Genomic DNA, 20,912 nt, shown 5'->3' with positions numbered 1-20,912 from the left:
ATCGGGGCCCATGAGCCCGCCCTCCGCATCGCCCTCGCCCTCCCCCACGCCGTCCCCGTCCGGTGCCGCACGCGCCCATTCGATCAACGAGCTGCTGCCGCTGCTCTTCGTCGCCGTCTGGAGCACCGGCTTCATCGGCGCCAAGTTCGGCCTGCCCGACGCGGAGCCGCTGACCTTCCTCGCCTGGCGCTACGCCGCGGTGATCGTGCTGATGCTGCCGGTGGTCCTGCTGTTGCGCGCGCCGTGGCCGCGCTCGGCCGCCGCCTGCGGCCACATCGCGGTGACCGGCCTGCTGGTCCATGGCGTCTACCTCGGCGGCGTCTTCACCGCCATCTCGCACGGGCTGCCGGCCGGCATCACCGCACTGGTCGTTGGCCTGCAGCCGCTGGTGACCGCGCTGGGCGCGCGCGCCTTCCTCGGCGAGCGCATCGACCGCCTGCAATGGCTGGGGCTGGCGATGGGCTTTCTCGGCGTCGGGCTGGTCGTGGCGCAGAAGGTGGCCGCGGTCCCGGGCGGCGCGCTGGTGACGATGCTGCTGCCCGCCGTGGTCGCGCTGGTCGGCATCACCGCCGGCACGCTCTACCAGAAGAAGTTCTGCCCCTCCTTCGACCTGCGCACCGGCTCGATCATCCAGTTCGTGCCCAGCCTGCTGGTGACCGCCGCGATCGCGGTCGCGACCGAGACGATGCAGGTGCGCTGGACCGGCCAGTTCATCTTCGCGCTGGGCTGGCTGGTGGTGGTGCTGTCGCTGGGCGCGGTCAGCCTGCTGAACCTGCTGATCCGCCGCGGCAGCGCGGTCAACGTCGCGAGCCTCTTCTACCTGACGCCGCCGACCACCGCGCTGATCGCCTGGGCCCTGTTCGGCGAGACGCTGAGCGGGCCGGCGATGGCGGGCATGGCGCTGGTCGCGATCGGCGTGTGGCTCGCGCGAAGGGCCCGCTGAAGCGGCCGGCGGCGGGTCGCTCGGCAGCGCCTCGCCCGCTGCATTTGCAGCAAGGAAAAAGGCGACCCGTGGGTCGCCTGCGGGGTGGTGATGACAGCGGAATCAGTTGCGGTCGGCGCGCGCCGGCAGGTTGCTGTCGGAGCTGTTCGTCGACATGTCGGTGCTCGACGTGTCGCTGCCCATGGTCGACGTGCTGCCCTGGTTCATCGGCTGCGTCGGCGTTCTCACGCTCGGGTCCTGCCGCTGGTCGGTCGTCGTGTTGTTGCCGTTGTAGTCGCTGCCGGTGGCCGGCTGGCTGTTGCGCCAGTCGTTGGTCGTCGCGGGCTGGCCGGTGCTCGGGTTGGCCGCGGGGGTCGCGGGCGGCGCCTTGTTCTGATCATTGTTGTTGGACAGCGGATCCTGGGTCTGGTCGCGGGCGCCGACCGAGCCCGAGCTGCCGCCCTGGCCGCCGCTCTGTGCATGCAGGAAGCTGACGCCGGACGCCAGCGCGATCGCCATCGCCACGGTGGTGATCTTGGAACGTGAGTTCATGGTGGATCTCCTTGGAAGCTGAGGGTCGAGGTCTTGCCGGGAACGGTCGCGAACCCGCGTCGCATCGCGGATCGACGGGCCGTCCTTGCACGAATTGACCGGCAATCCCGATGCCCGCGCGCCTCGGCGCGGCCGGGTCAACGGTCGCGGACCACCGTCCGCGTCCTGCCCGGCACGAGTTCATCGAGCACCGCCCGCACCGCCGGCGCGCCCGCCGTCGTCGCGGGCACCGGCTCGGGCGTCAGCGGCTGCGTGAGCGCGCGCGCCTGCGCCGCGCCGCGGGACCCGGCAACCGCCGCCTGCGCCGCGACGCCGCGCAGGCGCTCGCCCAGCGCGTCGAGGCTGGCAGCCATCGCGTCCTCGTCCGCCTGCGCGTCGAAGGGCTCGAGGCTGATGCGCTCCTGCGCGATGCCCAGCCCCAGCGCATGGAAATAGCTGGCCTCGCTGACAACGCTGAGCTGGCTCGCGATCAGCCGGTGCACTTCGAGGTCGGGCATGTCCAGCTGGGACCCCTGCACCGAGCTGAGCACCGGCGTGCGCGTGATGCCGCCCGCCAGACCGGCCAGCCGGTGAGCGTTCGGCAAATGCGCGTGCAGCACGTCCGCCTGCCGATTCCGGATCAGCCCCACCAGCACCTGGATCGCGTGCCAGGGCGGGTCGTCGGGCATCGCGACGATCACGACCTCGGCGCCCCGGCTGCGCATCCGTTCCGCGAACGCACCGTCGGCGGGACACACGACGGTGAAGCGCAGGCCATCGTCCGGACCCAGGCGCTCGAGCAGGCGCTCCACCAGTTCGGTCGCGCCGAGCCGGTCGGCGGCGGAGGCCAGGCCCGAGGGGGCGTCCTCGTTCGCCTCGTCCGGCGGCACGGCGCCGACGACCTCGACCACATGCACCGCCTGCGACGTCGCCCCAGCGCCGGCCGACGCCGCCAAGGGAGCGGCGGGCAGCGCGGGGATCGTGCCGGGACGGCGAGCGGCGGGACGGTTCATCGGCGGCCTTTCACAACCGCCAGTCGCGGTTTTCCCCCGATTGGCAAACCCCATACCCGCGAGCGCGGCGCGGCTCAGCCCGGCTCAGTCCGGCTCAGTCGCGGGCGGCAAGGGCTTCAGCGACTGCAGCACCGTCGGCAGCAACTCGCTGACGGTGGGATGGATGCGCACGCCACCGGCCGTCACCTCGGTGTACGGCCGCTTCGACGCGATGACATCGAGCAGCGACTGCACCGCCTCGTCGCCATCGACGCCGAGCACCGTCGCGCCGAGGATCGCCTTCGAACCCGCGTCGACCAGCAGCTTGATGAAACCTTCGGTCTCGCCCTTCTCGATCGCCCGGCCCACCCGCGTCATCGGCCGCGTGCCGATCAACGCCGCACGACCGCTCGCGCGCACCTCGCGCTCGCTCAGGCCGATGCGCGCGAGGGGCGGGTCGGTGTACAGCGCATAGGTCACGACCCGATCGCCGATGCCACGGTCGGCGCCGTCGAAGAGGTTGGCCGCGGCCACTTCGAAGTCGTTCCAGGCGGTGTGGGTGAAGGCGCCGCGGCCGTTGCAGTCCCCGAGCGCCCAGATGTGCGGCACGCTGCTGCGCAGCCGGTCGTCGACGACGACATGACCGCGCTCGTCCACGCGCACGCCGGCCTGGTCCAGGCCGAGGTCGTCGGTGTTGGGCCGGCGACCCGTCGCGATCAGCACGTGGCTGCCGCGGACCTCCGGCTCGCCGGTCTGGCAGTTCACCCGCACGGCGACGCCTTCGTCGGCCGGCGCGAGCTTCACGCATTCGGCGCCGGTGCGGATCGTCAGCCCTTCCCGCTCCAGGATCCCGCGCAGCGCCTCGGCCACGTCGGCGTCCTCCCGCGGGACCAATCGCGGCCCCCGCTGCACGACGGTGACCGCCGAACCGAAGCGCCGGAACATCTGCGCGAACTCCAGCCCGATGTAGCTGCCGCCGACGACCACCAGATGCCGAGGCAGTTCCTCGAGCGCCATGATCGACGCGTTGGTGAGCCAGGGCACCGCGTCCAGGCCCTCGACGCCGGGCTGCGCCGGCCGGCCGCCGACATTGAGGAAGAAGCGGTCGGCCTTCAGCCGGCGCTCGCCGACGGTGATCGTGTGGGGATCGACGAAGCGCGCGTGGCCCATGACCAGTTCCACGTTCGCCATGCCGCGCAGCCACTGCTCGACATTGCGGCGCGACTGGCCGGAGATGCGGTCCTTGCGCGCGACCACCGCGGGCAGGTCCACGCCGAAGCGCTCCGGCGGGCGCACGCCCCAGCGTGCGGCCTCGCGCACGACCCAGGCGGCATGCGCGCTGGCGACCATCGCCTTGGTCGGGATGCAGCCGGTATTCACGCAGGTGCCGCCGACGCGCGAGCGCTCGATGACGGCGACCCGCCAGCCGGCTTGCGACATCCGCTCGGCCAGCGCCGGGCCGGCCTGGCCGGCGCCGATGACGATCGCGTCGAAGGTCTCAGGGGAAAGGCTCACGGCAATGCTCCTGGAAGAGGACCGTCGCGGAGTCTGCCACCGCCCCCTGAATGGGGGCTGAGCGCTCCACAAATTCACGTGCGCCCGCACCCCCTCGGTTTCCCACATGTTTTTGTCAATTCGAAAAGCGCAAAATTGACACCATCATGAAAGTCGTTGTCGTCGAAGACTCGCCGCTGGTGCGCAAGCACCTGCTGGCGGCGCTGAAGGAGCAGCCCTTCCTGTCGGTGGTCGGCATCGCCGCGACGGAGGCCGAAGCGCTGTGCACGGTCGGCCTGACGCGGCCGCACGTGGTCGTGCTGGACCTGGCACTGGCTTCGGGATCGGGGCTGGAGGTGTTGCGCAAGCTCCGCATGGCCGGTTTCGGCGGGACCATCCTGGTCCTCAGCAACCGCGAGGCGGAGATCTACGCCCCGCTGTGCGTGCAGAACGGCGCGAACGCCTTCTACGACAAGGGGCGCGAGTTCGAGCGCTTCCTCACCGACCTCAACATGCTGGCCGAGGCGCCCCGCCTCGCCGCCAGCCGGCCGATGACGCTGGGCTCGCTGCATTTGCGTTGAACGCCAGCGCGCGCGTGATGATCGAGTGATTCAATCCCTCGCGCCGGCGCTCCGACAAACTGGCCCCGGAGTTTTCAGGATTTCGCCCGACCAAAAAGAAAACCCGCTCAAGGCGGGTTTTCTAATTGCTTGATTCACAAGCATCTTGGCGGAGAGGGGGGGATTCGAACCCCCGGTACGGGGTTACCGTACGCCTGATTTCGAGTCAGGTACATTCAACCACTCTGCCACCTCTCCTGATTCGGTGCTCACCGTGGTTGTCAGCGAGTAAGCCTAAGAGTATAGCGAGGTTTTCCGAGCCTTGGCAACAAGTCTTTGGAGATTGTGCGAACGCCGCCGCGGCTCCGCCCCGCCTCAGCCCTTCAGGACCGTCAGCCCGCCCAGGTAGGGCTGCAGCACCTCCGGCACGGCGACGCTGCCGTCGGCCTGCTGGTAGTTCTCCAGCACCGCCACCAGCGTCCGCCCCACCGCCAGGCCCGAGCCGTTCAGGGTGTGGACCAGCTCGTTCTTGCCCTGCGCGTTCTTGAAGCGCGCCTGCATGCGGCGGGCCTGGAAGTCGCCCATGTTCGAGCAGGAGCTGATCTCGCGATAGGTGTTCTGCGCCGGCACCCACACCTCGAGGTCGTAGGTCTTGGTCGAGCCGAAGCCCATGTCGCCGGCGCACAGCAGCACGGTGCGGTACGGCAGGCCGAGCTTGCGCAGCACCGCCTCGGCGTGGCCGGTCATCTCCTCGAGCGCCTCCATGCTGCGCTCGGGCTGCTCGATGCGCACCATCTCGACCTTGTCGAACTGGTGCTGGCGGATGAGACCGCGCGTGTCGCGCCCCGCCGAACCCGCTTCCGAGCGGAAGCACGGGCTGTGCGCCGTCAGCTTCACCGGCAGGTCCTCGGCCTTCAGCACGCTCTCGCGCACGGTGTTGGTCAGCGAGATCTCCGAGGTCGAGATCAGGTACTGCTCCTGCTGCTCGTCGTCGCCGCCGCGCAGCACCCAGAACATGTCCTCCTTGAACTTGGGCAGCTGGCCGGTGCCCTCCAGGATCTCGCGGTTGACGATGTAGGGCGTGTAGCACTCGGTGTAGCCGTGCTCGGTCGTCTGCACGTCCAGCATGAACTGCGCCAGCGCTCGGTGCAGCCGGGCCGCCGGCCCCTTCAGGAACGCGAAGCGCGATCCCGACAGCTTCGCGCCGGTCTCGAAGTCCAGGCCCAGCGGCGCGCCGAGGTCGACGTGGTCCTTGACCGGGAAATCGAAGCTCCGCGGCGTGCCCCAGCGGCGCACCTCGACGTTGCCGGTCTCGTCCGCGCCGGCCGGCACGCTGGCGTGCGGCAGGTTGGGCACGCCCATCAGCATGCCGTTCAGTTCCTGCTGGATCAGCTCCAGCTTGTCCGCGCCCGCCTTGAGCTCGTCGGCGATGCCGCCCACCTCGGCCATCACGGCGCTGGCGTCCTCACCCTTGCCCTTCAGCATGCCGACCTGCTTGGACAGCTGGTTGCGCTTGGCCTGCAGCTCCTCGGTGCGGGTCTGCACCTGCTTGCGGTCGGCCTCCAGCGCCTTGAAGCGCTCGACGTCCAGGAAGGGTTGCGGGTTCTTGCGCAGCTGCAGGCGCTCGATGACGGCGTCCAGGTCCTTGCGCAGCAGGGTGATGTCCAGCATGGTGTGTCTTTCGTGTCCTGCGCCAGTGGCGGTCCTATGGGGGAGCACCGGCGCTCGAATGGGGGAGTCGGTTCAGGAAGGTCAGCGGAGAGTCAGGCGGCGGCCCCGCGCGGGGACCGGCCGCGGCGATCAAGATCGATCGCTGGTGACCTCGGCCATCGACTTGTCGCCCAGCCCCATCGGCAGCGGGAAGCGCACGTGTTCCTCGACGCCCGGCAGCGTGCGCACCGTCGTCGCGCCCAGTTCGCGCAGCCGCGCGATCACGGCCTGGACCAGCACGTCCGGCGCCGAGGCGCCCGCCGTCAGTCCGACCTTGGAGCGGCCGTCGAGCCACTCGCCCCGCACGTCCTCGGCGGCGTCGACCATGTAGGCCGGCGTGCCCAGACGCTCGGCCAGTTCGCGCAGGCGATTGCTGTTGGAGCTGGTGGGGCTGCCCACCACGACCACCACGTCCACCTGCGGCGCCAGCACTTTCACCGCGTCCTGGCGGTTCTGCGTGGCGTAGCAGATGTCCTGCTTCTTCGGCTCGCGGACCTGCGGGAAATGCCGCTTCACGGCGGCGAGGATCTCGGCCGCGTCGTCCACGCTCAGCGTCGTCTGCGTCACCACCGCCAGCTTCGACGGGTCCTTGACCCGCACGTGCGGCACGTCCGACGCCTCCTCGACCAGGTAGATCCCGTCGCTGAGCTGGCCCATCGTGCCCTCGACCTCGGGGTGGCCCTTGTGGCCGATCATGATGAACTCGTAGCCCTCGCGATGCAGCTTGGCCACCTCGACATGGACCTTGGTCACCAGCGGGCAGGTGGCGTCGAAGACCTGGAAGCCGCGCTGCTGGGCCTCCTTGCGCACCGCCTGGCTGACGCCGTGCGCCGAGAACACCAGCGTCGCGCCCGGAGGCACCTCGGCCAGGTCCTCGATGAAGATCGCGCCCTTGGCCTTGAGGTCGTTGACGACATAGGTGTTGTGCACGATCTCGTGCCGCACGTAGATCGGCGCGCCGAACTTCTTCAGCGCGCGCTCGACGATCTCGATCGCGCGGTCCACACCGGCGCAGAAGCCGCGAGGCTCCGCCAGCACGATGTCCTTGTCCATGGTCACGTCCGTCATCACAGCACCCCGATCAGCTGCACCTCGAAGCTGACGGGCTGTCCCGCCAACGGGTGGTTGAAGTCGAACAACAGCCAGTCCTCGCCGAGTTCGCGCACGACACCGGCGTACTGCCCCTGCCCGTCCGGCGTCGGGAACTGCACGACGTCCCCGACGTGGTACTGCTCGTCCGGATCGCCCAGTTCGCGCATCAGGCTGCGCTTGACGCGCTGCAGCAGCTCCGGGTTGCGCTCGCCGAAGGCCTCGCCGGGCGCCAGTTCGACGCGGGTGTGCGTGCCCTCGGCCAGGCCGATCAGCCGGGCCTCGATCGCGGGCGCGAGCTCGCCGGCGCCCAGCGTCAGCGTGGCCGGCAGCTTGTCGGCGAAGGTGTTGATCAGGTCCTGGCCGTCCGGCCCGCTCAGCCGGTAATGCAGGGTCAGGAAGGATCCTGGTTGAACGAGGTTCACTAGTCAGGGGGATTTTGGGAAACGAGGCGCGATTTTAGGCTGGAGCGCCGTGGTCCTTCCTCCGAGTCCCGCCATGACCGTTCTCGCCGTGTCTTCCTCCCTGTCCACCGGTGCCGCCGGTGCCGCCTCTTCCGCCGGCCGCGCCGGCTCCGCCATCGCCGCCCTGCCGCCCGAGACGCGCCCGCGGGAGAAACTCGTCGCCCTGGGCCCGTCCGCCCTGGCCGACGCCGAGCTGCTCGCCATCCTGCTGCGCACCGGCCTGCCGGGCCGCTCCGTCCTGCGCCTGTCGTGCGACGTGCTGGACGAGTGCGGCGGCTTCCGCGGGCTGCTGCGCGAACCCGCCGCCGCGCTGGCCGGCATCAAAGGCCTGGGGCCGGCCAAACGCGCCGCGCTGCTGGCGGTGCTGGAGATCGCCCGGCGCGCGTTCCGCGACGCGCTGGCCGACGGGCCGGTCTTCGAGTCCGCCCAGGCGGTGCGCGACTACCTGCGGCTCGAGTACGACGCCCGCCGCGCCGAGTGCTTCGCCGTGATGTTCCTCGACATCCAGCATCGGCTGATCGCCCTGGAGACGCTGTTCCACGGCACCCTTTCCCATACCATTGCCTATCCCCGGGAGGTGGTGAAGCGCGCGCTGACCCTGGACGCCGCCGCCGTCGTCCTGGTGCACAACCACCCCTCGGGCCGCACCGATCCATCGCCGCAGGACGTCCAGCTGACGCGCGCGATGATCGAGTCGCTGGCCCTGGTCGACGTGAAGGTGCTGGACCACTTCATCGTCGGCGCGGGCCAGCCCGCTTCGATGACCGACCTGGGCCTGCTGTGACCGACCGACTGCGCAGCCTGCAAGACCTGCAGACGCTGCACCGAGAACTGAAGCTCCGCCAACGCGCGGAAGAGGAACGCCGCGAGCGCGAGGCCGCGCTGGCGCGGCTGCGCGAGCAGGAGGCCCGCGTCTTCGAGCTCACCGTCGGCCCGGTCGTGCCGCTGCCAGATTCGAACCGCGCGATCCTGCGCCACGGCCGGCCCGAGCCCGAGCCGCGCCAGCGCGAACTCGACGAGCAGAGAGCCTGGCAACAGGCGCTGTCGGACGACTTCGACGTGGACTCGCTGCTGGAGACCGACGAGACGCTGTCCTTCCGCCGGCCGGAGATCTCAGCCGAGTCGGTGCGCAAGCTCAGACGGGGCCACTGGGCGCTGCAGGCGCAGATCGACCTGCATGGCCTGCGGCGCGACCAGGCCCGCGAGGCCCTGGGCCAGTTCATCCACGACAGCGCCCGGCGCGGCCTGCGCTGCGTGCGCGTCGTGCATGGCAAGGGCAACGGCTCGCCCGGGCGCGAGCCCGTGCTCAAGGCGCGGGTGCGGCGCTGGCTGGTGCAGAAGCAGGAAGTGCTGGCCTTCGTGCAGGCCCGCGCCAGCGACGGCGGGGCCGGAGCGCTGATGGTCCTGCTGAACGCGACCTGAGGGTCGGCGCGCCGTGGCCGGCGCTTCGTTCCTGTGGGGGATTCCGGGCGGCGGAGCGCCGCCGCGGTCAGTGCAGCATCAAGCTGCTGTAAGGCGAGACCGGCGTGGTGAAGGCCATCAGCAGGCGCTCGGGACGGAACTCGCCGACCGAATCGGCGCCCTGCCAGTGGGTCTCGATCGCGTGCTCCAGGCCCTTGAGCACGCAGAAGGACATGAAGGCGTGCTCGGCGTCCTCGCCGTCCATGTCGACGTGCTGCAGGCGGACGCAGGCGGCGCGCAGGAAGTTGAGCATCTGCATCGGGCTGTCCGTGTCCGGGCAGAAGCCGGCGCAGACCTCGATGTCTTCCCGGGCGTCTTCGGACAGCCACAGGCGGCCGTCGTCGATCCGGACATGCATCAGGTCGGGATTGGCTTCGATGCCGACCTCATCGTCGTGGAACAGCGTGGACATGATGGACGCGACAGTAGACGAAGCCGCCCGCGCCGTGTTCACCGCCAGCCCGTCGTGGCCGGCGTCGGTGTCAGATATGCACGCTGGTCGCGCCGTTTACATCATTTCGGCCCGCCGGCAAGCGAACCGGACCGTCATTAGCGCCACGCGGCGCCGACCGGCGCGGCCTCAGACGTTGCGCATCCAGTCCGCCGTGTGGGCGAAGGAGGCGGCCAGCCGCCGCTGCAGCTCGACGTCGAGTTCGCACTCGGCCATCGCCTGCGTCATGGCGGCCATCCACTGGTCGCGCTCGGCGATGCCGATGCGATAAGGCATGTGGCGCGCGCGCAGCCTCGGGTGTCCGAAGCGTTCGACGAAGTGGTCCGGACCGCCGAGCCAGCCGCACAGGAACCAGAACAGCTTGTCGCGCGAGCCGTCCAGCGTCGTCGGATGGATCGCGCGCAGCTGCGCGAAGCGCGGCTCCAGGTCCATCAGGTCGTAGAAGCGGTCGACCAATCGCCGCACGGCGTCCTCGCCGCCGACCCACTCGAAGGGGGTGGCGGGCGCAGCCGTCGGGGGGACTGCGGTGCCATCGGCGGCACCGGTCTCGGGGGAATCGGACATCGGGGAGGGGCGCTGAAAGGAGCGCTGAAAAGGGGCGCTGGAAGCGGGAAAGGTTCAGGGATGTCCGGCCGATTGTTCCAGCAACTTCGCGGCCAGCCCGCGGATGCCCTGCGCCGCGTCGCAGCCGGGGTAATGCTCCAGCAGCAGCTGGCGCTTGAGCACCGCCTGCCGGACCATCGGATCGTTCTTGACCTCGCCGAGCAGTTCCAGCTTGAAGGTCTGGCCCGGCGTCGGGCCGACGAAGCGCTGCAGCACCTGCTGCAGCTGGCCGCAGATCAGCTTGCCCTCGCCCGGCCGGTTGGCCTGGTTCAGGATGAGCCGCACCTGGCGGCGCTCCTGCTGCGTCGCCAGCACCTTGATGGTGGCGTACGCGTCCGTGAGCGAGGTCGGCTCCGGCGTCGCGACGACCAGCACGTCATGCGCCATCGAGACGGCGAACAGCACCACGTCGGAGATGCCCGCGCCGGTGTCCAGCAGCACGTAGTCGAAGCGCGGCCGCACCACCTCGAGGATGTGCAGCAGCTTGTCCCGCACGTCGGGCGTGAGCCGCGAATACTCCACCATGCCCGAGCCCGCCAGCAACACATGGAAGCCACCGGGCGCCGGCAGGATGGCCTGATCCAGGGTGCAGCGCTCGGTGAAGACGTCGTGCAGCGTGAGCTTGGGATGCAGGTTCAGCACCACATCGAGATTGGCCAGGCCGAGGTCGGCGTCCAGCACCAGCACGCGCTCGCCGCGCGCGGCCAGGGCCGCCGCCAGGTTGGCGGTGACGAAGGTCTTGCCCACGCCGCCCTTGCCGCTCGTGATGGCCAAGGTGCGAGCGCCTCCGCGGGCCTGGGGTGCAGCAGGAGCTGTTGTCATGCTCATTCACTATCCTGTTGCGTTACGGCGAACAACATGCCCTTTTCCTCGGCGCTCACCAGCGAGTCCACATGGCTCTCCAGGCAGGCGCGATTGCGGCCCTCGGCCTTGGCACGGTAGAGCTGGCGGTCGGCCCGCTCCGTCCAGATCAGCGTCGACGAGCGCACCCACTGCGGCGCGAACGCCCCGCCGATGCTGATCGTGCAGGTCAGCGGCGGCTGGCCGCCGCCCAGGCTGATGGCCAGCGCCTGCACCCGTTGCCGGATGCGCTCGGCCACGACCACGCCGAACGAGGTCGGGCAGTTGGGCAGGATGATGGCGAACTCCTCGCCACCGATCCGCGCCACCGTGTCCATCGGACGCACCGTCTGCGCGATCGACTGCGCGACCGCGCGGATCACCAGGTCGCCGGCCGCGTGGCCGTGCTGGTCGTTGACCGCCTTGAAGTGGTCGATGTCCAGCATCAGCAGCAGCGCCGGTTCGCCGGAACGCGCCACCCGATCGACCTCGCGCCCCAGCGCCATCTCGAAGCTGCGGCGGTTGACCAGGCCGGTCAGCGCGTCCTTGCTCGAGAGGTCGCACAGCGCGTCGACGATGCCTTGCAGCCACGGCTCCGAATAGGGCTCGGCGTCGGGCAGCATCGCGCCGGCCTGCTGCAGCAGCTGCAGGGCCAGATCCAGGCGCAGCTGGTGCGCGGCAATGAGACTGTGCGGTGCGTCCAAGGTGGGAAGGGGCAATTTCCGGCGCAGTCTAGCGGCTTCCCCCTCTAATGAGCGTGCAGAAATGAGGGGTTCCCCCCACCTCTTTCACAGATCAAAGAGACCAAACACAATCAAACTAACGATTGCCGACAATGGCGGCCATCCGGTGCTACGGCATCTCACCTTCGAAGAAGTCCAAACAGCCTCATGCGCCCAGGTCAACCGGTCTCGTTCGCGGCCCCGTCCCCGGTCGAGGCGATCGATCACGAGTTCAGCTTCAGCCGCGCCGACTTCGAACGCGTGCGCCAGCTGATCTACCAGCACGCCGGCATCTCGCTGCACGACGGCAAGCATGCGATGGTCTACAGCCGGCTGTCGCGCCGGCTGCGCGACACCGGCCATCGCAGCTTCGCCGACTACCTCCAATGGCTGGAGGGCGTCAGCGGCCCGCAAGGCGACCAGGAGTGGCAGGAGTTCGTGAACTGCCTGACCACCAACCTGACCTCGTTCTTCCGCGAGGACCACCACTTCGTCTCGCTCAACGACGACCTCAAGGCGCTGACCGGCAAGCCGATCCGCATCTGGTGCTGCGCCGCCTCCACCGGCGAGGAGCCCTACTCCATCGCGATGACCTGCCAGGAGTCGCTGGGCCCGAGCTCCGGCGTGCAGATCATCTCCAGCGACATCGACACCAACGTGCTCAACACCGCGCGTCGCGGCGTCTACGCGGCCGAATCGCGCGGGCTCTCGCCGCAGCGGCTCAAGCAGTTCTTCCTGCGCGGCACCGGCGCCAACGAGGGCCGCATCCGCGTCAAGCCCGAACTGGCCAAGATGATCGAGTTCAGGACGCTGAACCTCATGCACACCTCGTGGTCGCTGGGCGATCCCTTCCACGTCGTGTTCTGCCGCAACGTCATGATCTATTTCGATGCGCCGACGCAGCGCAAGGTGCTGGAGCGCATCCACAAGGTGATGCGTCCGGGCGGGCTGCTGTTCGTCGGGCATTCCGAGAACTTCACCGATTCCCGCGATCTCTTCCGCCTGCGCGGCAAGACGATCTACGAACGCGTTTAACGGAACACCCCCATGACCCTGCCTTCCGCCTCCTCCGCGATGCAGCAAAGCGCGGCGCTGGCCAGCGCCGGCGCGGCGCGCGTGGCCCAGCTCAAGACGGTGTCCCGCAAGAATGGCGAGGCCTCGTTCTTCTTCTACGACGCGCACTTCAAGAACGCCGCGGTCAAGGTCCTGCCCGGCGAGTACTTCGTCGACAACGACGACCTGCTGGTGATGACGACGCTGGGATCGTGCATCGCCGCCTGCCTGTGGGACCGCCACGCGCAGATCGGCGGCATGAACCACTTCATGCTGCCCGAGGGGCATGGCGACTCGGGCCGCTACGGCTCCTTCGCGATGGAACTGCTGATCAACGAGATGATGAAGCGCGGCGCCGCCAAGAGCCGCATGGAGGCCAAGATCTTCGGCGGCGGCGCGGTGATCTCGGGCATGAACACGATCAACGTCGGCGAGCGCAACACCAACTTCGTCATCGACTTCCTGAAGCTGGAGCGCATCCCCATCGTGTCCAAGGACGTGATGGACGTGTACCCGCGCAAGGTCTGTTTCCTTCCGAAGAGCGGCAAGGCGATGGTCAAGCGCCTGGCGCCGACCAACACCGACGCGCTGGTGCAGCAGGACAAGGCCGCCGCGCAGCGGGCCCAGCCGGTGGCGAGCACCGGCGGCTCGATCGATCTGTTCTGAGACGGCAGCGGCCGGAAGTACCGAGGAGTAAGCAGCAATGGCCAAGACCACCGTCGTTGTCGTGGACGATTCCGCGCTGGTGCGCAGCATCCTGACCGAGATCATCAACCGCCAGCCCGACATGCAGTGCATCGGCGCGGCCAGCGATCCGCTCGCGGCGCGCGAGATGATCCGCAACCTCAACCCGGACGTGATCACGCTGGACGTCGAGATGCCGAAGATGGACGGCCTGGACTTCCTGCAGCGGCTGATGCGGCTGCGGCCGATGCCGGTCGTGATGGTGTCCACGCTGACCGAGCGCGGCGCCGAGGTCACGCTCAAGGCGCTGGAGCTGGGTGCGGTGGACTTCGTGGCCAAGCCCAAGATCGGCGTGGCCGACGGCATCCGCGCGCTGGCGCAGGACATCACCGACAAGATCCGCATCGCCGCCAAGGCGCACATCCGCCGCCTGAACGCGCCCGCGCCGGCCGCGGCGCCGGGTGCCCCCGCCGCGGCCGGCGGCGCGACGCCGCCGCTCAAGCCGGCCTCGCCGATCGCCAACCTGGGCCGGCTGTCGACCGAGAAGATCATCTTCATCGGCGCCTCCACCGGCGGCACGGAGGCGACCAAGGACGTGCTGATCAACCTGCCGGCGGACTGCCCCGCGGTCTGCATCACGCAGCACATGCCGCCGGGCTTCACCCGCAGCTACGCGGCGCGGCTGGACGGGCTGTGCAAGATCCGCGTCAAGGAAGCGCAGGACGGCGAGCGCATCCTGCCGGGCCACGGCTACATCGCGCCGGGGGGCATGCACTTCAGCGTGGAGCGCTCGGGCGCCAACTACATCGCGCGCGTGCAGGACGGCGATCCGGTCAACCGGCACAAGCCGTCGGTGGAGGTGCTGTTCAACTCGGCGGCGCGCGTGGTCGGCCAGAACGCGCTGGGCATCATGCTCACCGGCATGGGCGCCGATGGCGCCAAGGCGATGAAGACGATGAAGGACGCCGGCTCCTACAACTTCGTCCAGGATGAGGCGACCTGCGTCGTCTTCGGCATGCCGCGCGAGGCGATCAACGCCGGCGCCGCCGACGAGGTGCTGCCGCTGCACCAGATCGCCACCCGGCTGATCGAGCGGCTGCGCAGCACCGCGGGCATGTCGCTGAACCGGGTTTGACGCGTTTGACGCTTTGACGGATGCGGGCAGCGACGGCCCAACGGGCGCCGACGAGGCGCCCGTTTGCATTGCCTTTGCCGCTCACGGCAGGCCGGCGGAGGTCAATCCCGCTGCGCCCGGCCTCACCGGCCGCGTCCGGGCTTCGCGTCGTCCGTCCGGTCCGCGACGGGCAGCGCCCGGGCGGTCCCCGTCACCGCCGTCGCGCGGTCATTGCCCGCCGCGACCAGCAAGGCCCGGCGCTCGGCCTGCGCGCGGGCCTGCTGCTGCGCCTCCTGCTTGGCCAGCCGCTGCTCGCGCGCGGTGATCTGCAGTTCAGCATTGACGTCATTGAAGGCGTTGGCGTTCGAGACCAGCGCCAGCGCCGAGACGATCGCGATCAGCACCGTCAGCGCCGGACCGATCACCGGGAAGCGCGTCCAGGGGGAATAGGCGTAGCACGGCAGTTCCGGCGTGAGTCGGGCCGGTCGGCCGCTGGCGGCCAGGGCGGCCGCGCAGGACGAGGCGGCTCGGGCGACGGCCTGATGCGCGGCGCGGACCGGCGCGGCAGTGGGTGAACAGGCCGGCGAGCGAGCGGCAAAGGCAGTCGGGAAACGGGGGCTGATGTCGGGCTCGTTCATGGTCGTTCCTTCGTTCATCGGGGTTGGTCGGGTGTGAATGCTGGTAATCCTAGGTGCCCAACCAGCACGCTCCAAACGCTATATCCTTGCCTCCTTGTGCAGCCAAACTTTCCAGGAAGTCGCTACAGTCGCCCCGCCCGCCGCCTGACCAAGGACCCTTCCGATGCGACTCCCTCGCCTGCCGCTCCAGTACCTCGCCGCCTTCCGGGCGGCCGCGCTGCACCAGAACCTGCGCGCGGCCTCAGAGGAGCTCAACCTGACGCACAGCGCGGTGAGCCAGCAGATCCGCGCGCTGGAGACGCAGCTGGGCTTCGATGTCTTCGACCGGCAGGGCCGGCGCGTGGTGCTGAACGCCGCCGGCGCGGCGCTGCTGCGCGGCGTCGAGCGCGCCTACCAGGAGCTGGACCAGGGCCTGCGCGCGGCCACCGCGGCGCATGGCATCGAGCAGCGCAGCCTGCGCGTGACGGTGCTGCCCTCCTTCGCGCAGCGCTGGTTGTTGCCGCGGCTGGGCCGCTGGCACGCGCGCCACCCGGAAGTCACGATCGAGATCGAAGCGACCGCGCGGCTCGTCGACCTGGAGCGGGAGAAATTCGACCTCGCGTTGCGACAGGGCCTCGGCCCGTGGCCGGGACTCGACAGCGAGCCGCTGTTCGACTTGTCGATGCTGCCGGTCGCGTCACCGGCGCTGGCCCATCAGCTGATCGGGCAGCCGCTGGAGGCGCTCGCGCAGGCGCCGCTGCTGGGCGACGCGTCGCAGTGGGAGGACTGGTTCGCGCAGGCCGGGCTGCGGCGCCAGGTGCTGCCGGTGGCGATCTTCAATGACTTCGGCATCCTGCTGCAGGCCGCCGAACAGGGCATGGGCGTGGGCCTGACGCGCGAGCTGCTGGCGGCGGACGCGCTGCTCGACGGCCGGCTGGTGCGCGTCGCGCCGCGGCAGGCGATGCTCAAGGAGCCGCAGCGCTACCACATCGTCTACACGCCGAAGTCGCGCGAGGAGCCCGCGGTACGGGCCTTCGTCGCGTGGCTGCACGAGGAGACGGCGCAGTCGCGCGCGGCGCTCGACGGCGCCACGACCTGCCTGTCGACCGGCCGGATGACCGCGGCCGCGCCGCCGCGCGGCGACGCGATCACGATGCCAGGAACAGCGCCTGCAGATCGCTGAGGAAGTCGAAGCCGCGCGGGGTGGCGCGGATCACCGCCGGATCGGGATCCAGCAGGCCTTTCGCGCGACCCTGTGCCATCGCCTGGGCGATCGCGGACGGCGGCAGGCCGGTGCGCTCGAGGAAGCTCTGCATCGTCACGCCCTCGCGCAGGCGCAGCGCATTGAGCATGAATTCGAAGGGCAGTTCCGAGCGCGCGACCTCGTGCTCGTTGGACACGGCCTGGCCTTCGGCCGCCTTCTGCATGAAGGTTGCCGGATCGCGCCAGCGCACCTGGCGCAGGAGGCGGTGCGCGAAGCTCAGCTTGGTATGGGCGCCGGCACCGATGCCGAGGTAGTCGCCGAACTGCCAGTAGTTGGTGTTGTGCGTGCAGCGGTGACCGTCCCGCGCGTAGGCCGAGACCTCGTAGCGCTGCATGCCCTGGGCGCCGGTGCGCGCGGTGATGAGGTCCAGCATGTCGCTGGCCACGTCCGGATCGGGCAGGTGCTCGGGCGGCGCATTCGCGAAACGCGTGTTCGGCTCGATCGTCAGGTGGTAGACGGACAGGTGCGGCGGATCGAAGGCCAACGCGGTGCCCAGGTCCTCGTCGAGCTCGGCCAGCGTCTGCTCCGGCAGCGCGTACATCAGGTCGATGTTGAAGGTCCCGAAGGACCGCGCGGCCTCGGCGATCGCGGCGCGCGCCTGCGTGCCGCTGTGGATGCGGCCCAGCGCCTGCAGCTTGCGGTCGTCGAAGCTCTGCACGCCGATGGACAGCCGCGTCACGCCCGCCTGCGCGAACCCGGCGAAGCGGTCCGTCTCGAAGGTGCCGGGATTGGCCTCCATCGTGATCTCGCAGCCCGGCTCCAGCGGCAGCCGGGCGCGCAGGTCGGAGATCAGCTCGGCGATCTGCTCCGGCGCGAAGAGGCTGGGCGTGCCGCCGCCGATGAAGACCGACACCACCGGCCGGCCCCAGACCAGCGGCAGCGCGGCTTCCAGGTCGGCCCGCAGCGCGGCCAGGTAGGCGCGCGCGGTGTCGACATCAAGCTCGCGCCCGTCGCGGTACTCGTGCGAGTTGAAGTCGCAGTACGGGCACTTGCGGATGCACCACGGCAGGTGCACGTACAGCGACAGCGGCGGCAGCGCCGACAGCGTCAGCGTGCCGGGCCGCATCATGCGGATGATGTCGGCCACGGGATCAGCCCAGGTGCCAGCTCTCGCGCATCTGGCGCAGCAGGTCCTGCGACGCGAGCGCGCGATGGCTCAGCCGGTTCTTGGCCTCGGCGCCCAGCGCCGCGACGCTCTGGCCGAGCTCGGGAATGAACAGCAGCGGGTCGTAGCCGAAGCCGCCCTCGCCTTCCTCGGCGCGCAGGATCTCGCCCTGCCAGCGGCCCAGCGCGATCAGCGGCTCGGGGTCGTCGGCCGAGCGCACCGCCACCAGCGCGCAGACGAAGCGCGCGCGCCGATCCTCGACGCCATCGAGCTTCTCGAGCAGCACGCGGTTGTTCTCGGCATCACTCTTCTCGCGACCGAACAGCGTCGCGTAACGCGCCGACAGCACGCCGGGCATGCCGCCCAGCGCCTCGACCGCCAGGCCCGAGTCGTCGGCCAGCGCCGGCAGGCCGCTGGCCTTGGCGGCGTGGCGCGCCTTGGTCAGCGCGTTCTCGACGAAGGTGTGGAAGGGCTCTTCCGCCTCCGGGATGCCGAGGCTGCCCTGCGTGACGAGCTCGATGCCCAGCGGCTCGAACAGCGCCTGCAGTTCCTTCAGCTTCTTCGCATTGTTGGAGGCCAGGACCAACTTCATCGCTTGCTCCAATCGGGAACGGGGTTTACTTCAGGCCGAGCGCCTCGCGCTGCGCGACGAGCAGCTCGCGGATGCCCTTCTCGGCCAGGTTCAGCAGCACGTCGACCTCGGCGCGGGTGAAGGCCACGCCCTCGGCGGTGCCCTGCAGCTCGACGAAGTGTCCCGCGCCGGTCATGACCACATTCATGTCGGTGTCGCAGGCGGAGTCCTCGACGTACTCGAGGTCCAGCAGCGCCCGGCCCTCGTGGATGCCCACGGAGATGGCGGCCACCGCGTCCTTGAGCGGCGAGGCGGCGATCTTGCCCTGTCCCAGCAGCCAGGTCACCGCGTCATGCGCGGCCACGTAGGCGCCGGTGATGGCCGCGGTGCGGGTGCCGCCGTCGGCCTGGATCACGTCGCAGTCGATCTGGATCGTGCGCTCACCCAGCTTGGACAGGTCGAACACCGCGCGCAGCGCGCGGCCGATCAGGCGCTGGATCTCCTGCGTGCGACCGGACTGCTTGCCACGGGCGGCTTCGCGGTCGCTGCGGGTGTGCGTGGCGCGCGGCAGCATGCCGTACTCGGCGGTGACCCAGCCCTCGCCGCTGCCCCGCTTGTGCGGCGGCACCTTCTCCTCGACCGAGGCGGTGCACAGCACCTTGGTGTCGCCGAACTCGATCAGCACGGCGCCCTCGGCGTGGCGGGTGTAGTGGCGGGTGATGCGGACCGGACGCAGGGCGTCGGCCGCGCGCCCATTCGGGCGGCTGGCAGTGCTGCTCATGGGGAATTCCTTCAGTGGGGCTTCTTGCCGGCCTTGCGGATCGCGTCCTGGATCTCGCGCACGGCGGAATCGATCTCGGCTTCGTCGAGCTGCACGTCCTGGGTCGCGCCCTGGATCGTGGAGGCGAAGCCCTGGTCGTCGAGGTCCTGGGTGGAGATGGAGTCCGGGGCATCGCCCTCGCCTTCCCATTCCACCGCCAGGGCGGTGACGTTGTCGCTGCGCGCGCCGGCCTGGCGCAGCGCCTGCTCGACCAGCTCCGGCACCGCGTCGCCGACCGAGCGGCTGTCCGACAGGTGGCGCAGGATGTCCACGTCGCTCACCGAGCTCCACAGCCCGTCCGAGCACAGCAGCATGCGGTCGCCGTTCTGCAGCAGCACCGGGCCGTTGACGTCGATCATCGGCTTGCCGGGGCTGCCCAGGCAGGTGAACAGCACGTGGCGGTTGAAGCGCTCGGCGCCGGCCGCGTGGCGGCCCAGCGCCTCCTGCAGCTCGCTGTAGGAATGGTCCCGGGTGCGGGCGATCAGCTCGGCATCGCGCAGCAGGTACATGCGCGAGTCGCCGCAGTGGGCCCACCAGATCTGGCCCTGCTGCATCAGCCCGACGACGATGGTCGTGCGCGGCGTGTCGTTCATGCCGCGCTGCTGGGCGTAGGCCAGCAACTGCTGGTGGGCAAGCAGCACGGCGGTCTCGAGGAACTGCGAGGGCTGCTTGATCACCGGCTGCGCGTCGCGCTGGAACAGCGCGGCCACGTTCTGCAACGCGAGGTGGGCGGCGACCTCGCCGTCCGGGTGACCGCCCATGCCGTCGGCCAGTGCGAAGAGGCCGGCCTCGCGGGTATAGCAATACCCCATCCGGTCCTCGTTCTTCTCCCGGCCGCCACGGCGGCTCACCTGGTAGACGGAGAACTTCACGCCTTCGCCCCGGTCTTCAGGTTCTCCAGCTGCAGCTTGAGGCGCTCGCTGAAGCTGAGCTTGGTGTAGCGGCGCTCGGTCTCGCGCGACAGTTCCTTCTGCAGCGCGAAGACGCTCTGCGGACGGGTCAGCGGGTCCAGCGACATGCACCACTCGGTCACTTCGAGCAGGTTGTCGGAATACACGTTGCGCAGGCGCGAGAGCGACAGGCCCAGGCGGTCCTTCTCCAGGCGCTGCGGCGCGTCGTTGGGCGGGTAGCCCTGCATGCACGCATAGATGCAGGCGCCGATCGCGTAGATGTCGGTCCACGGGCCCAGCGAGCCGTCGCGGCGGTACATCTCCGGCGCGGCGAAGCCCGGCGTGTACATCGGGCGGATGAAGTTGCCTTCCTTGGACAGCACCTCGCGCGCCGCGCCGAAATCGAGCAGCACCGCCTTGTTGTCGTTGGTGATGAAAATATTGGCCGGCTTGATGTCCAGGTGCAGCATCTTGTGCTGGTGCACGATGCGCAGGCCTTTGAGGATTTCGTCGAAGAGCGACCGGATGGTCGATTCGCGGAACACCTTGTCGCGCTTCAAATCGCGCGCGGTCACGATGAAATCCTGCAAGGTATCGCCCTGCAGGTAATTCATGACCATATAGACGGTCTCGTTCTCGCGCAGGAAATTCAGCACCGAGACGACGCTCGGATGCGAGATTTGCGCGAGGGAACGGCCTTCCTCGAAAAAGCTCCGCAGCCCCAGGCGGTACAGGGGCTGCTTTTCAGGCTTCACTCGAGGCGTGAGTTCGCCGGGGGATCGTTCTGCAAGGGACGAGGGGAGGTATTCCTTCAGCGCCACCAAATGATGGTCGGGGTCTTCGGCCAAATACACGACGCCGAATCCACCCGCAGCCAGCTTTTTGATGATCTGATAGCCCCCCACCACCGTGCCTGCGGGCAAGGGCGCCGGTTTCGGCTTTGACATAATCGCGG

At 69.5% G+C, this 20,912-nt stretch carries 24 protein-coding genes and 1 tRNA gene; 8 read left to right on the top strand and 17 right to left on the bottom strand.

Annotated elements, in window-relative coordinates:
- Nucleotides 1–10 precede the first annotated feature (10 nt).
- Nucleotides 11–943: a DMT family transporter gene (locus BM393_RS05600; protein WP_091723294.1), complete on the top strand. Its 933-nt coding sequence runs from the start codon at nt 11–13 to the stop codon at nt 941–943.
- Between the two features lie 102 nt (nt 944–1,045).
- On the opposite strand, the gene BM393_RS05595 is transcribed toward BM393_RS05600, so the two are convergent.
- The 3 genes from BM393_RS05595 to BM393_RS05585 form a co-directional block, all read right to left on the bottom strand.
- Nucleotides 1,046–1,474, bottom strand: a complete 429-nt coding sequence (locus BM393_RS05595) for a hypothetical protein (protein ID WP_091723291.1) — start codon at nt 1,472–1,474, stop codon at nt 1,046–1,048.
- Between the two features lie 137 nt (nt 1,475–1,611).
- A complete protein-coding gene (locus tag BM393_RS05590; RefSeq protein ID WP_091723288.1) occupies nt 1,612–2,466 on the bottom strand; it encodes a glycosyltransferase in 855 nt (284 codons plus the stop codon).
- Nucleotides 2,467–2,550: 84 nt separating this feature from the next.
- A complete protein-coding gene (locus BM393_RS05585; RefSeq protein WP_254783217.1) occupies nt 2,551–3,960 on the bottom strand; it encodes an FAD-containing oxidoreductase in 1,410 nt (469 codons plus the stop codon).
- A gap of 146 nt (nt 3,961–4,106) precedes the next feature.
- On the opposite strand from BM393_RS05585, the gene BM393_RS05580 reads away from it, so the two are divergent.
- Nucleotides 4,107–4,520, top strand: a complete 414-nt coding sequence (locus BM393_RS05580; RefSeq protein ID WP_175538196.1) for a response regulator — start codon at nt 4,107–4,109, stop codon at nt 4,518–4,520.
- Nucleotides 4,521–4,666: 146 nt separating this feature from the next.
- On the opposite strand, the gene BM393_RS05575 is transcribed toward BM393_RS05580, so the two are convergent.
- The 4 genes from BM393_RS05575 to BM393_RS05560 form a co-directional block, all read right to left on the bottom strand.
- Nucleotides 4,667–4,757, bottom strand: a tRNA-Ser gene (locus BM393_RS05575).
- A 117-nt stretch (nt 4,758–4,874) separates the two neighbouring features.
- Nucleotides 4,875–6,170, bottom strand: coding sequence for a serine--tRNA ligase (gene serS / locus BM393_RS05570; protein ID WP_091723282.1), 1,296 nt, complete (start codon nt 6,168–6,170; stop codon nt 4,875–4,877).
- Between the two features lie 129 nt (nt 6,171–6,299).
- Entirely contained in the window at nt 6,300–7,277 is a 978-nt protein-coding gene (gene ispH / locus BM393_RS05565) for a 4-hydroxy-3-methylbut-2-enyl diphosphate reductase (RefSeq protein WP_255489468.1), read from the bottom strand.
- Nucleotides 7,277–7,723 carry a peptidylprolyl isomerase gene (locus tag BM393_RS05560; RefSeq protein ID WP_091723279.1) on the bottom strand — a complete coding sequence of 149 codons (447 nt, stop codon included), beginning with the start codon at nt 7,721–7,723 and terminating at the stop codon, nt 7,277–7,279. The genes ispH and BM393_RS05560 overlap by 1 nt, the downstream gene beginning before the upstream one ends.
- A gap of 154 nt (nt 7,724–7,877) precedes the next feature.
- Here BM393_RS05560 and radC point away from each other — a divergent pair, with 154 nt between their 5' ends.
- Both radC and BM393_RS05550 read left to right on the top strand, forming a co-directional pair.
- Nucleotides 7,878–8,546, top strand: coding sequence for a DNA repair protein RadC (gene radC, locus BM393_RS05555; RefSeq protein WP_404932587.1), 669 nt, complete (start codon nt 7,878–7,880; stop codon nt 8,544–8,546).
- Entirely contained in the window at nt 8,543–9,184 is a 642-nt protein-coding gene (locus tag BM393_RS05550) for a Smr/MutS family protein (RefSeq protein ID WP_091723275.1), read from the top strand. Before radC ends, BM393_RS05550 begins: the two co-directional genes overlap by 4 nt.
- Before the next feature lie 67 nt (nt 9,185–9,251).
- Here BM393_RS05550 and BM393_RS05545 read toward each other — a convergent pair whose 3' ends face one another.
- From BM393_RS05545 to BM393_RS05530, 4 genes are all read right to left on the bottom strand, one after another.
- A complete protein-coding gene (locus BM393_RS05545) occupies nt 9,252–9,635 on the bottom strand; it encodes a hypothetical protein (RefSeq protein WP_091723272.1) in 384 nt (127 codons plus the stop codon).
- A 168-nt stretch (nt 9,636–9,803) separates the two neighbouring features.
- Nucleotides 9,804–10,238: a group II truncated hemoglobin gene (locus BM393_RS05540; protein WP_091723270.1), complete on the bottom strand. Its 435-nt coding sequence runs from the start codon at nt 10,236–10,238 to the stop codon at nt 9,804–9,806.
- Between the two features lie 54 nt (nt 10,239–10,292).
- Nucleotides 10,293–11,099 (bottom strand): MinD/ParA family protein, encoded by an 807-nt coding sequence (locus BM393_RS05535; protein WP_091725074.1) that lies wholly within the window; start codon nt 11,097–11,099, stop codon nt 10,293–10,295.
- A 2-nt stretch (nt 11,100–11,101) separates the two neighbouring features.
- Nucleotides 11,102–11,821: a GGDEF domain-containing protein gene (locus BM393_RS05530; protein WP_404932442.1), complete on the bottom strand. Its 720-nt coding sequence runs from the start codon at nt 11,819–11,821 to the stop codon at nt 11,102–11,104.
- A gap of 186 nt (nt 11,822–12,007) precedes the next feature.
- Here BM393_RS05530 and BM393_RS05525 point away from each other — a divergent pair, with 186 nt between their 5' ends.
- Genes BM393_RS05525 through BM393_RS05515 form a run of 3 tightly spaced genes read left to right on the top strand, consistent with a single transcriptional unit; the run spans nt 12,008 to nt 14,711 of the window.
- Nucleotides 12,008–12,874, top strand: coding sequence for a CheR family methyltransferase (locus BM393_RS05525; protein ID WP_091723268.1), 867 nt, complete (start codon nt 12,008–12,010; stop codon nt 12,872–12,874).
- Nucleotides 12,875–12,886: 12 nt separating this feature from the next.
- Nucleotides 12,887–13,558, top strand: coding sequence for a chemoreceptor glutamine deamidase CheD (cheD, locus tag BM393_RS05520; protein WP_091723265.1), 672 nt, complete (start codon nt 12,887–12,889; stop codon nt 13,556–13,558).
- 37 nt (nt 13,559–13,595) lie between these two features.
- Entirely contained in the window at nt 13,596–14,711 is a 1,116-nt protein-coding gene (locus BM393_RS05515) for a chemotaxis response regulator protein-glutamate methylesterase (protein ID WP_091723262.1), read from the top strand.
- Between the two features lie 122 nt (nt 14,712–14,833).
- On the opposite strand, the gene BM393_RS05510 is transcribed toward BM393_RS05515, so the two are convergent.
- Nucleotides 14,834–15,328, bottom strand: coding sequence for a hypothetical protein (locus BM393_RS05510; RefSeq protein WP_141225236.1), 495 nt, complete (start codon nt 15,326–15,328; stop codon nt 14,834–14,836).
- Nucleotides 15,329–15,491: 163 nt separating this feature from the next.
- Between BM393_RS05510 and BM393_RS05505 the strand changes: the two genes are divergently transcribed.
- On the top strand, nt 15,492–16,490 hold the full coding sequence (locus BM393_RS05505) for a LysR substrate-binding domain-containing protein (protein ID WP_091723257.1): 999 nt from the start codon (nt 15,492–15,494) through the stop codon (nt 16,488–16,490).
- Here BM393_RS05505 and hemW read toward each other — a convergent pair.
- Genes hemW through BM393_RS05480 form a run of 5 tightly spaced genes read right to left on the bottom strand, consistent with a single transcriptional unit; the run spans nt 16,456 to nt 20,904 of the window.
- Complete coding sequence (gene hemW, locus BM393_RS05500; RefSeq protein ID WP_091725070.1) at nt 16,456–17,640, bottom strand: radical SAM family heme chaperone HemW; 1,185 nt, start codon at nt 17,638–17,640, stop codon at nt 16,456–16,458. The genes BM393_RS05505 and hemW overlap by 35 nt on opposite strands.
- 22 nt (nt 17,641–17,662) lie before the next feature.
- Nucleotides 17,663–18,268, bottom strand: a complete 606-nt coding sequence (gene rdgB, locus BM393_RS05495) for an RdgB/HAM1 family non-canonical purine NTP pyrophosphatase (RefSeq protein WP_091723254.1) — start codon at nt 18,266–18,268, stop codon at nt 17,663–17,665.
- Nucleotides 18,269–18,293: 25 nt separating this feature from the next.
- Nucleotides 18,294–19,028, bottom strand: coding sequence for a ribonuclease PH (gene rph / locus BM393_RS05490; protein WP_091723252.1), 735 nt, complete (start codon nt 19,026–19,028; stop codon nt 18,294–18,296).
- A gap of 11 nt (nt 19,029–19,039) precedes the next feature.
- Nucleotides 19,040–19,939, bottom strand: coding sequence for a PP2C family serine/threonine-protein phosphatase (locus tag BM393_RS05485; protein WP_091723249.1), 900 nt, complete (start codon nt 19,937–19,939; stop codon nt 19,040–19,042).
- A complete protein-coding gene (locus tag BM393_RS05480; protein WP_058936168.1) occupies nt 19,936–20,904 on the bottom strand; it encodes a serine/threonine-protein kinase in 969 nt (322 codons plus the stop codon). The genes BM393_RS05485 and BM393_RS05480 overlap by 4 nt, the downstream gene beginning before the upstream one ends.
- Nucleotides 20,905–20,912: the final 8 nt, after the last annotated feature.

Origin of the sequence: Mitsuaria sp. PDC51, assembly GCF_900113225.1 — a bacterium.
Lineage (GTDB): Bacteria > Pseudomonadota > Gammaproteobacteria > Burkholderiales > Burkholderiaceae_C > Roseateles.
The sequence above is the reverse complement of the archived record's forward strand: the minus strand, read 5'-3'. Positions and strand labels throughout refer to the sequence as shown.